1 protein-coding gene is annotated in these 12,440 nt (G+C 57.3%); it reads left to right on the top strand.

Features of this window, described 5'->3' with window-relative positions; translation table 11 throughout:
- Positions 1-59 precede the first annotated feature (59 nt).
- Positions 60-12,401 (top strand): filamentous hemagglutinin N-terminal domain-containing protein, encoded by a 12,342-nt coding sequence (locus QZ177_RS06395; RefSeq protein WP_294176116.1) that lies wholly within the window; start codon positions 60-62, stop codon positions 12,399-12,401.
- Positions 12,402-12,440 lie beyond the last annotated feature (39 nt).

The following is a 12,440-nucleotide window of genomic DNA, read 5'->3' as shown; positions in this document are numbered from 1 at the left end:
GGAAAGAAAGCCACCACATCTTGTGGTGGCTTCTCTTGCGATAGAAAGGAAGATAAGAAATGAGAGGAATGAGCAAGAAGGACGCCTTGGCGTGTCAGGTCAGCCTCGGTCTCTTTGCCGGCCTCCTCGGCATTGCCTCGACGGCGCACGGTGCGCCGATTGCTGACGGCGGCGGCCCAGCGAATAATGGCGTGCGTGCAGGCAGTGCCGCGATCAGTCAGTCAGGAACGACGACGAACATCACGAGCACCACGACGAACAATGTCATCGGCTGGAAGGATTTTTCCGTCAAGAGCGGTGAGACTGTGAAGTTTGATGGCGGCGCAAAGACGAACAATTACCTCAATATTGTCACGGGCAATGTGACGTCACATATCGACGGCGAGATGAAGGGCGGCAACAATGTCTATATCGCCAATACGCATGGCGTGATCTTCGGCAAGGATGCGAGCGTCGACGTCGGCAACCTCTATGTGACGACGCAGGATTTGACGGGGGTCGACTATTCGCAGGCGGCGAACAGCAGCAAGATCGGCAATGGTACTGTTATTGACACGCCGGCAAACGGGAAGGCGGCTTCGTCGGCAAAAGCCGATGTCGTCAGTCTCGTCGATAATGTCTCTGGGAAGAACTTGAAAGCAGCTAAGATTGTCCTCGAGGGCAGGAGCGTTCGCATCATGAACGATGCGAATATCGAGTCGAGCGAGGTATATACGCTTGCCAATATAGATCCACTGAAGGTGGAGGCTAATGGCACAAAGACGGTGCGCCCGTATACGGGCTATGTGCATGTCGGTCATACGAATATCGGCATACCGACAGACCCTCTGCCGACCGTAGGCGCGGCGGGAAAGTACAAAAACTTGACGGGGGACAATCTGTACAAGTTGATCGGTTCGGAATCTGATCTGGACCTCATGGAAAAGAACAAGAACTATATGCTGCGCAGCGATATCACCCTGACCGGCACGCATACGCCGTATGGCACGAGCACGGATCCGTTCAAGGGCAAATTCGATGGCATGTTCCATGAAATCTCGGGTTTGACGCTTGGCGCGGGCACGAGTGCGGAATATGTGGGACTGTTCGGCACGACAAAAGGCGCGACCATTATGAACGTCGGGCTGAAGAATGCAAATCTTTCCTCTGTTCAATATGGCGGCGGTCTTGTCGGTCATGCCAAAGAAAACACGGTTATTAGTGCCGTCTATAATGAATCGACGACAAGTATTGGTGCGGGAAGCTATGCAGGCGGCATCGTTGGAATGTTGGATGGTTCATCATTAGATCATGCCTATAATGCTGCGACTGTGACGCAAGGGGGAGGACTGGCTGGAGCTATAACTGGCAATGTTAAGATATATGCTGTTTATAATACTGGGACAACTACAGGTGGAGTTTCTGCTGGTGTTTATCAGGTTTTGGACAATTATGTTGCAGGCAGTTTTATTAAAGACGCATATACTACGACTGCCGATTTGACTGCACCAACGACCCAAAATTTTATTTTTAACTCCTATACCAAGAATTCTAATGGTAAAGCAACCCTTGTTGTACCTAGCGGTACACCAGTGGAAAAGGATGCCAAACAGGCAGCAACCTACGCTGGTTGGGACATCTCCGACGAGGGTGGTGCGAACAAGACATGGCGCATCTTCGCGGGGCAGTCGACGCCGCTTCTTACCGCCTTTATGAAAGGGACAGTGCAGGCGGAGTATTCGTATGCCGATTTTCAGCAGGCGAATCACGGGCATTCGGACAATATCGCTTCCGGCTATACGGTGCAAGCGGAGGACAAGACGAACGGCAGCTATGTCAAGCGCCCAGGTACGGAGAGCAATGGGGGCAAGGACATCACCAAGCGCACCTACAATGCCGACTATCTGAAGATCGCGCATAAGGACGGCGACAACTACACGCCCGTCACGAGCGTAGGTACGACGGATGATGACATCAAGCTCTACGGCGCGAAGGATCGCAGCCTTGTGGAACTGAACAAAGCGGACTCGCAGGGCAAAGGCGGCGGTGGCGGCCGGCGCAATGCGGGCAAGGAAGCCATGCTCGTCAGCGGGCAGCACGGCTACGACATCGCGGGTGCGAATCTTCATATCGAGAAGCGCAAGGTTATCGGCGATGTCGGACAGATGGGCAAAATCGAGCGTGAGTACGACGGCACAGCGAACGCCGGAGATGCGTTCAAAGCAGCGCTCACGGCGGGCAATGTTGTCGTGCGAACCGAAGGGCTCGTCGACGGTGATGGCGCAACGATGACCATAAATACCAACGGCGTGACGTTCCGCGAGAAAGGCAACTGGACGTCAGGCGCGGCTCTAAGTCCCAATGCTGGATACAACAAGTCGATCTATGTAGACAGCTCCAAGGTGCATTTCGGCAACGCCGACGGCAATTACGAATTTGATGCGACGAAGATCAACGACAAGAAGCTCACGGGCAATATCCTTCAGAAGACGATCAAGGCGAAGCTGACTACGGATACGGGGATCAACAAGACGTATGACGGCACATCGGCTGTCATTGGCGCTGCTTATCAGCCGAATCCCAATCTTGTTTTGGATTCGGCGACGCCGCTTGTGGCATCGGGTGATGTAAAGCTAAACCAGGCTGATGTCACGGCGAAGTACAAGACGAAAGCGACGAATGAGGAAGCAAAGAACGCAGGCGCGCACGATGTCGCATATGAAGGTGTCAAGCTTCAGAATACTTCCGACCCAGCGAAGACGAAGAACTACAAGCTCGTCGATCAGGAGGGCAATATCCTTTACCGTGAGGCCATTGACGATGATCCGAATGCAGCTGCCGCCGTGACTTCAGGCGGCACGCTCTGGGGGAAAGGCACGATTGAAAAGCGCAAGCTCGATGCAAGCCACTTCAGCATCACGGGCGCTTCGAAGGAATACGATGGCAAGGACTACCTCCTCGTTGACGGCACGGAGCATAAGGTGGAGGTTGCGGTCGATGCGAATGCCGGCACTGCTACGGACACGCAAAAAGGTCTTGTCGAAAAGGACAAGAACAACCTCCAATTCACGATCAGCGCCGCAGACGGCAAGGCATACTACAAGAACGCCAGCAATGCCAATACGAAGGATGTTTACTCAGCTACGAGCCCCAACGGCGCGCAGTTTCTTTCCTATACCCTTAAAGCGAGTGGCTCGGCGCTCGAAAACTATGCGTTCGAAGATGGCGCCACGACGAAAGACCTTACGACTACAGACACGTATGACATCAAGAATACAGCCACAATCAAACCGCGCACGATTACGCTCGATCTCCTGAAGAAGACGGGCATCGACAAGGTGTATGACGGCAATGCGGACGTCCTCGCTGCCGACAAAACCTTCGGCACGAACTTCGACTATGCCGCGGGCGCGACGGACAAGCACAAGCTCGTCGCGGGCGACGGCGCGAGCATCACGGCGACGTCTGCCGTCTACAAGAAGAAGGCGAGCGGATTGGAGGCCGGCGACAAGGACGTCTCGCGCACGGCGACGGGCGATGTTATTGAAGATGGCAAGGACGTCGAGTACAAGATCGGCCTCGCGGGCACCAACGCTGCGACGAACTATCGCCTGAAGTATGGAACGAGCACGACGAACGGCGGCGCAACCGATACCATCACGATGACGGGCACGGGCAAGATCACGCCGAAGAAGCTGACGCTTACATCTACTTCGACAGTCACGCGCGGCTACAACGGCGGCTCTGACGCTTCGGCGTCGCTGCTGAATGGCAAGCATACCCTCGACGGCAAGATCTCGGGCGATACGGTCACGCTCAATACGGGCACCGGCACTACGATCACGGGAACGTATTACAAGGATGCGGCGAAAACCGAAAAAGCCGTGAACCGCGGCACGGGCTATACCGTGGCATATACGGGCATCTCGACGGCTCTCACGGGAGCGGACAGCGGCAACTATGAGATTGACGATGCGTTCGACGTCCTCGGCGACATCACGAAGATGGCCCTGACGAAGGACAACCTCAAGATATTCTTGAAGAGCAAGGTCACGAAGACGTACGACGCGAACAAACGCGCCGAGGCGGACGGACTGCAGAAGCTCACGGTCGATGGGACGGAACTCAAGCCGGGCATCGGCTACGAGATTGAGCGGGCGAACTCCGTATACTACAAGACATCTGCCAATACAGGAAACTTTATGGCACCGAACGCAAACGCGCAGGAGGATGATGGCGCTACACTGCACGCAGGTGCCGCTGCCTATGGCGTCAAATATAAGATCAAGCTTCTCGGAGATGCCGCAGGGAATTACGAGCTTGGCAACTGGCACGATGGGAATGCGGCGACAACAGGAAAGTACACGGTGGACGTCAATGGCATCACCTTCGAGCAGGACGGCGTCGGCTACATCCAGTCGCGCAAGATGTATGTGAGCCTCAGCGGCAACGCCAAGAACCCGGAAATGACCACGAAGTCCTACGACGGAACGACGAAACTGATCCTCCAGGGCGCGACCAGCGGAGATCCGTTCCTCAGTCTTGGCAATGGCGGACAGAAGGACGCGGGATTTGCCAAGAATGAGAACGGCTTCGATGATGCGTCCAATATCTCGACGGGCGCTTATCAAAATCGCAATGCCGGCGATGCAGCCGACAAGGTTCTCTATACGCCGAAGGTTACTGGTGTGCAGACGAACTATGTTTTCTACCATGCGCCGGATGGTGGCTCGACGTATGCGGGACAGAAATGGGATGCTGTGAATGCGCCGCTTACGGGCAAAGGCACGATCACCCAGGCGGATCTTCTCGTCAAGGCTCCTACGGATGTCCAGCGGCAGTACAACGGTGATGTCGATGTAGCGACGGGGCAGGGAAAGCTGGAATTGGCGAGGCCGAAAAAGCACGAATCGGCGCCGGGAGCAGACGATGCAGACCGCTCCACGGGTGTACTTGACGACGTCCAGCTCAATGAGATCGACCCGTCGAAGGACGGCACGGGCGCAGGTCTTTCGGACAAGTACTATCGCCACTACAATGCTGCGGATGTCAATGTGGATGCTGCTGCGCAGGATCAGGCGAAGTATGTGACGTATCGTCGCATCAAACTTACGGGCACGGATGCAGGGAATTATCGTCTGGTCTATGCGGTAGGCGGAGGAGAAAAGCCTCTCGACAAGGATGCGGATTACGCCGGCTACTATACAATGACGGGCAAGGGCATTATAGAAAAGCGCCAGGTCAATAAAGATGATTTCCGCTTTGATTTTGCGGGCGTCAAGAAGGTCTATGACGGAGATACTCCCGTAAAGTACGACAACGATTCGACGAAAGCGGCGAATTACATCACGAAGGTTGCTGTTGATCTTGGCGGCACGATCGGTGAGAAGTCTCTTGGCTATACGCTGGTTGAGGCCAACTATCTGGACAAGAACGTAGCTGCAAATTCGGGTACGGGTAATGTCACCTATAAGCTCAAGCTCAACGATGACCTGCTGAAGAACTACGATTTCGCCGATCTCAACAATACGGCGGGACAGGCTGTGGGCTACAGCTACGACAGTGCGAACAACACCATTACGCGCAAGCTCGGCGTCGGCACGATCACGAAGCGTCCCGTCTATGCACATGTCGTCAACTCCAACGTGACGAAGACGTACAATGCGAAGAAGGACGTCATCGATGAGAGCGGCGCTAAGCTTTCGGGCGACCAGCTCGTGACGTTCGACAACGTCAAGAACGGTGTTGCTCAGGCGGAAGCTGGACTGATTAAGAAGGACAATCTCGGAAACGCGACGACGGCTTCCTACACGGAGAAGAAGGTCGGCGATCAGAACAGAACGATCGACTATACGCTTGCTCTCAGCGGCAATTCAGCGCTCTTCAATAACTATGAATTGCAAGATGAGAATGGCCATGCGACGTTGACGACGCATACGAACACGATCAACCGCCGTGCGCTGAGGCTCAAGGCCGATGCGGTCACGAAAGTATTCGACAACACGCCTAATGTCAAGGTCGGCGGCGTAGATTCCCCGAATGACGGACTGCATTTCTTTGACGGCAATGATAAGCAGTGGGATGACAGTCTCACGCCTGTACAAGATGATGTCAAGATCGACACCGTCGCCCCCAACGTCTATGCGCGTGAATACAAGTCGAAGAATGCGACGAGGACAGAAGAGGATAAGAAGAACAACGTCAACTATACGGGTATCAAGCTCACGGGCACGGATGCAGCGAACTACTATCTCGCCGACAGCGAGAAGAACGCGCTCCAGGGCAATGATACGGCAGGTTACACGATGACGGGCGACGGCGAGATCACGCCGTTCCAGGTCACGCGTGCGAATTTCAATCTGAAACTCAAAGACTTGGACAAGACGTATGACGGCAATGCCTTCGTCAAGGACGGCACGCCTGAAAATCCTGCGGGATGGAAAGCCAGTCATATCGACAAGAGCGAGATCACAGACGGCTCGAACAACCATCTCTACGATCTCAAGGTCGACAAGGTGGCGTCGGCGACGTACCGCAATGCTGCGGATACGGCGGACGACAAGAACGTGGACACGGGCAAGAAGGTGCTCTTCAAGCTCAAGTTCACGAAAGATACGCTGAACAACTTCGATTTCGACGCTCTCAAGACGGCGGATGCCAACGGCAGCCGCATGATTGACGGCGTTTATCATGCCTACGATACGGGCAAGATCACGCCGAAGGATCTGCGCGTCAAGCTCGATGGCTATGCACGCAAGGCGTATGACGGCACGGCGGACGTCAAGGACGTCGAGGATCGCCTGTCCTTGGTGAAGGAGGATATCGTTTCAGGCGACGAGGTTTCTCTCGGAAGCTCGAAGGGCTACTATCAGCAGGGGACTGCCGCCGGATCGCCGAAGGTGGCGAATGCGAACATCGCGCCGGCGGCGGCGAACGCGAACGGCTACGACGTCGCCTATACCGTGCAGAGCGATGGAGCGGACAGGAACAACTATCGCTTCATCAATGCGGCGGACGGCACGGTGGTCGACCACAACGGCGGCAGCATCTATGCCAAGGGCGACATCGAGAGGCGCAAGCTCTATGCGAGCACGAAGCCCGTCGAAAAGACGTACAATGCCGATACGGATGTGCGTATCAACAATGCGCCGGCGAATGCCAATGACCTCGTGGAATTCCACGACGCCGAGGGCAAGAAGGATGTGGTCTTTGCGTCCGGCTCTTACGGCACGAATGCGACGACGGCAGCCTATGTGGCAAATCCCGCCGTCCCGTCTGCCACTGCTTCGGATGCGTCCGATACGGCGAACAAGTGGGTCAAGTACACGCTCAAGATCGACGGTCAGGATGCCGGCGGCACGGACTATGCGAACAACTACGTCGTCTACGACGAGGAGCACCCGAACAGCGTCCTCTATGATGCGGCGGCGGGGACGAACGACGGCCTTACGACGACGGCGAACAAGATCAACCGCGCACCTTTGACGGTGACTGCAGGCTACGCGACGAAGCAATACGACGGCGGCAAAAAGGTCAAGAACCCGAGTCCCAACACGCTCCTGAACATCACGGGAGGCTGGAAAGGTACGGACGGCGGCGATCTGAACCGCACGGACTACACGGCGACGTATCTCGATGAGAATGTCAACAAGGAAGGCGTCAACTACGGCAATATCCAAATCGACCCCACGGGAACGACGAAGGTGTCGAATTATACCCTGTCGTACAACGGCAAGGAAGTCGCGCGAAATGGCGAAACCTACAGTCTGCACGGCGATGGCGAGATCACGAAGCGTATCCTGACGGGTGACGACCTCAAGGCTGGCTTTACGACGACGCCGATCAAGAAGTCGTACGACGGTACAGCGGACGTCAAGAACCCCGTGCAGTATGTCAACTATATGCGCACGCGCTACACGAAGGACGACGGCACGCCGCTCGACCTTAGGGCGGATGGCTATACGGTCGAGCGCGCCGACTATGTCGCGAGTGCGAATACCGCGGCGAAGGACGTCGGCAAGAGAAAGGATGTCAAGTTCCAGTTCGCCTTAAGCGACGGCAACTTTGACTATTCGCATCTGACGGATGCGAAGCGCGGTGCCGATGGCGTCTACCGCTTCAGCCAGAACTATGACCGCGATGCGTCGGGCTTTGGGCGCGGTGAGATCTTTGGTAGGCGCGTGGCGCTGACGCTCCACCTCGTGCAGAAGGTCTACGACGGCACGACGGAGGTCAAGGACGGCTACTATACGAAGGACGAGAAGACGGGCAAGTTCGTTGAACACAATCCGAACCTCGACTGGAAGAAGGTCATCACGCTCGACGGCGACGGCAAGATCGGTGGCGACGAGAACAGTGGCTTTGCACATGGTGAGAAGCTCGACTTCAACGCGACGGGCGAATATACGGATGCTAATGCGAACCGCGACCCGCATTACACGGGGCCGCTGCAGCCGGCGAACAAGGACGTCACCTACAAGATGCGCCTCAAGGATGATGCAGCGAACAAGAACTACACCTTCCAGATTCGCGTCGTCGATGCGGCGGGCAATACGTTGAAGACCGCTGCGTCGGAGACTACGACGTTCATCGATCCCGCGGACAGCACGGTGCATGACGGGCACAAGTTCGACGGTCTCGGCAACATCTGGCAGAAGCAGCTGACGCTCACGAAGACGAACGGCTGGGGCAAGAACTACGACGGTAACGCCAATGTCACGAATGCCGTGAAGAAGGGGCTGCAGTTCGACGGCGTTGCACAGCGTGACACGGGGTTCTTCAACTTCAGTGACCCCGCAAATGCGAGGGCCAACACCTTCGCTGGGAAGCTCTCGGGACGCTACGGCGACCGTGCTGTGGAAGGCTCCTTCCTTGACACGCCGGGCAATACGGCTGTCTATAAGCATGTCAAGCGCCCGCAGGGCAATCTCAACGGTACGCCCGAGGCGCGCGACGTCGAGCTTACGGGCATCAAGGATGCCCTTGCCAGCCTGCAGACGCCCGGTTCCGTCGCAAACAACTACTTCTACGACGGCGACAACACCGTCTACGGCACGGGTGTCATCAAGCCTTTGACGCTCGACCTCAAGAAGACGTGGCTGAAGAACGGCGCGGACTTCTCCAAGACGTACGACGGAGACCCGCTTGCCAAGATCGGCGGCAAGGCGCTGAGCCCTGATAACAAGCAGGCCTTCCACGACAAGCTCAAGCTCAGTGTCGATCTCGGCACGGGGGAAAGTCCCATCGAGCTTGACTATACGCTGTACGGCGATGAGAAGGGAGACTACGAGGGTTACCGTCCGCACTACGAGAACCTCTCGGGCGGACATGCGCACCACGGTCAGAGCGACGCCAATGTGAAAAACAGCGCCGATCCGATGGATACGCTGAACAAAGACATCGTCTACAAACTCAAGCGCATCAACGGCGACAAGGCGTGGGCAAACCAAGCTGAAGGCGCTCGCTACAAGGATTGGGAGCTTTCGGAGAACCCGAGCGGCGCCGATCTCCGTCTGAGCGACGCCGCGACCGATACCCGTACCGACAACAAGTCGGGACTCAGGGCGGTGATCACGCCGAAGAAGGTCGAGGTGCAGGCGGACTCCTACAGCAAGATCTACGACGGCACGTCGTCTCTGACCGCGCCTTCCTTGAGCGCCGGCGAACTGGCGAAAAAGCAGCAGGAGCTTCGCTCCAAGCTGCACGTCACGGACGAAGAGGCGGCGAAGATGCTCAAGAACGACGGCATTGACTTCACGGTCGATACAGCTGCTTCGCATTTCCTCAACAAGGACTCGCGCACGGCCGATGCCGATGTGGCAAGAGACCGCGCGGGCAACGTGCTCAAAGACACCAAGGGCAATGTCCTCAAAGACGGAAAACTCGTGGAGTATAGACTCCAGAAGACGGGCGACGCCGTCAAGCAGGGCAACTACGAGCTGCCGTCGGCGGCACTTCCCTCGGGCGTGCAAACCGACACCGTGCTCGGCACGGGCAGCATCACGCCGCGCATCGTGCGCGTAGCGTTCGATCCGGCGAGCACGGCTGCGCCGGACAAGATTTACGATGGCACGCAGTATGCCGTCAAGGACGGAAATATCCACAGCCGAACGTTCAAACTCGTGGATGCTGTAGGCGATGAAGGTGTCGTCGCGGCGGACGCAGGCGATGTCAAGCTCAATCAGACGCATAACGTCGGCAAGTTCGCCTCGCCGAACGTCAAGAAGGACAAGAACGGCGTGCAGGCGCAGGACGTCACCTACCATGACGGCATAGAACTGACCAATCGCAGGAACAAGGCGGGCAATTATAAGCTCGTCAGTGACAATCTCAAAGATACGGCGAAGATCATGCCGCGCCCGATCACGGCGACGCTCAAGAATGAGCCGATCGTCAAGGAGTACGACGGCACGAAGGAAGTTCAGGATCTTCGCAGGTACATAGGCAAGGACGCCAATGGCAAGGATGCGTTTGAAACGAAGACGGCTTTCCGCGAGGGCAACATCAATCTCGTGGACAAGAATGCGAAAGTCACGGGCATTTCCGCCCCCGCACAGCCGACTTGGGAGGCCAAGGACAAGGCGAGGGGCATGACGCTGACAAAAGCGGAGTACGACAATAAGAACGTCGGCAAGAACAGGCGTGTGACGTACGACATCGCCATGAACAGCGACAACTACATGTTGGTCGATGCGGCGGGCAGTTCGCTGATGTCGGGCGACCGCACGGCGCAGATCGTGTCGAACCGAGGCGAGATCGATCGCCGCAAGATCAAGATCGATGCTGCGAAGGACGCCAACAAGATTTACGACGGCACGGCGAACGTCCTCAATCCGCTCGACAATCTGAGCTTCAACTACAACGGAGCGAGTGCGGAGCAGAATGAGGCGAACGGTCTCGTTAAGGGCGAGGGCGATGCCGTGAAGACTGCTCTGGGCGTCCAAGGCGTCTACCGCAACGACAAGGACAGCGACGTTGATGCGAATGCAGCCGACAGCGACGCAAAGGACTACAAGAATCACCCGGTGCGCTACACCTTCAAGAAGGATGAGGAGCACAATCCCGTCCTCGCGAACTATGAAATCACGACGGCAAAGGGCGACAACACCATCTACGGCAAGGGCATTATCCGACGCCGCACGCTGGACGTCCTGCCCGATTGGCAGGCGACGTACGTCGGTAAGGGTGGCATGAACTTCACGGGTCACATCGCGGACGGTTCGGCGCAGGCGAACGAAGGAAGCCCGCTGACGGACAAGGTCAAGAAAGATTTGCAGAGCTTCAACAGCGGTGTGTTCTTCTATGGACCGAAGGGCAGCGTGGACTACAGATCCCCGGATCCGTATGAGATTTTGGGCTGGTACACGAAGAACGGCGAGAAAACGCTGGCGAACGGCAACTACGGCAGCAACTATACGCTGCGTTCCGTGCCGAGCAAGCTCTTCGTCGCGCCGCGCGTCGACAAGGTCGTGCCTGAGCGCACGATACGTCCTGACAGCAAGGTGTATGAGAGGGCAGCTTTCGATGAAAGCAACGCGTTCGGCAAGAGCAAGGATCTTAACGCCGCGCTCGCCTATACGGGCGAGGGCGTCAACATCGGCGGCACGAAGCCGCAGCAGGGTACGAGTACGAATGCCAGCGCTGCGGGAATCCGCCAGCAAGGCACAGGTACGAACATCGGCAGCAGTGCGAGCGTTAGCGGCACAGCAGGCATGAACGGCAAGGTGCAGGGCGCGACGGGCGCGGCGAATGAAGCCGCGCGTGTTGCGGGCGCACAGCCGGGCGCAAGTGTTAAGCCGCAGGGCGCACAGTCTGGTGCAAGCGTTAAGCCGCAGGGCACGACGGGCGGCAACGCCGCGCTTGCCGGCGGCACAGCAGGTCAGGGCGGCTACTACAGCCCGAGCGCACAGCCGGGCGCAAGTGTTAAGCCGCAGGGCGCACAGTCTGGTGCGGCAGTCAAGCCGCAGGGTACGACGGGCGGCAATGCCGCGCTTGCCGGCGGTACAGCAAGCTCGGGCGGCTACTACAGCCCGAGCGCACAGCCGGGTGCAAGTGTTAAGCCGCAGGGCGCACAGTCTGGCGCAGCTGTCAAGCCGCAGGGTGCAACGAGTGCTGTCGGTTCTGCGGGCAGAACTGGCGGTGCAGAAAGCGTCGTTGATCGCGGTCTTGCCGCAGCAGCGGGCGTGAGCGTCGGTTCTTCGAGCGACGCTCGCACGGGCGCGAGCGGCAGTCTGCGTAACTCGGGCTCTTCGAGCGGTGCAGGCTCCTATGCGGACGGCTCTTCAAAAGCTGCCGACCGAGGCCTCGCCAATGCCTTGGGCAAGGGTGTGGGCAGTGCCGGCTACTACAGCGGCAAGGGCTACAGCCATACCGACGATGACGAGGAGGAGGAAATCAAGAAGAAGACGAAGGCATCAGCATGATCGCCGCGCACGTCTGAGCATAAGGAAGGAGGCTCCCGC

Origin of the sequence: uncultured Selenomonas sp., from assembly GCA_905372355.1 — a bacterium.
Lineage (GTDB): Bacteria > Bacillota > Negativicutes > Selenomonadales > Selenomonadaceae > Selenomonas.
This window is presented reverse-complemented; position numbering and strand designations above follow the sequence as displayed.

Excerpts from the sequence above, each read along its gene's own strand:
- QZ177_RS06395 (WP_294176116.1), top strand. The coding sequence starts at position 60 with ATGAGAGGAATGAGCAAGAAGGACGCCTTGGCGTGTCAGGTCAGCCTC.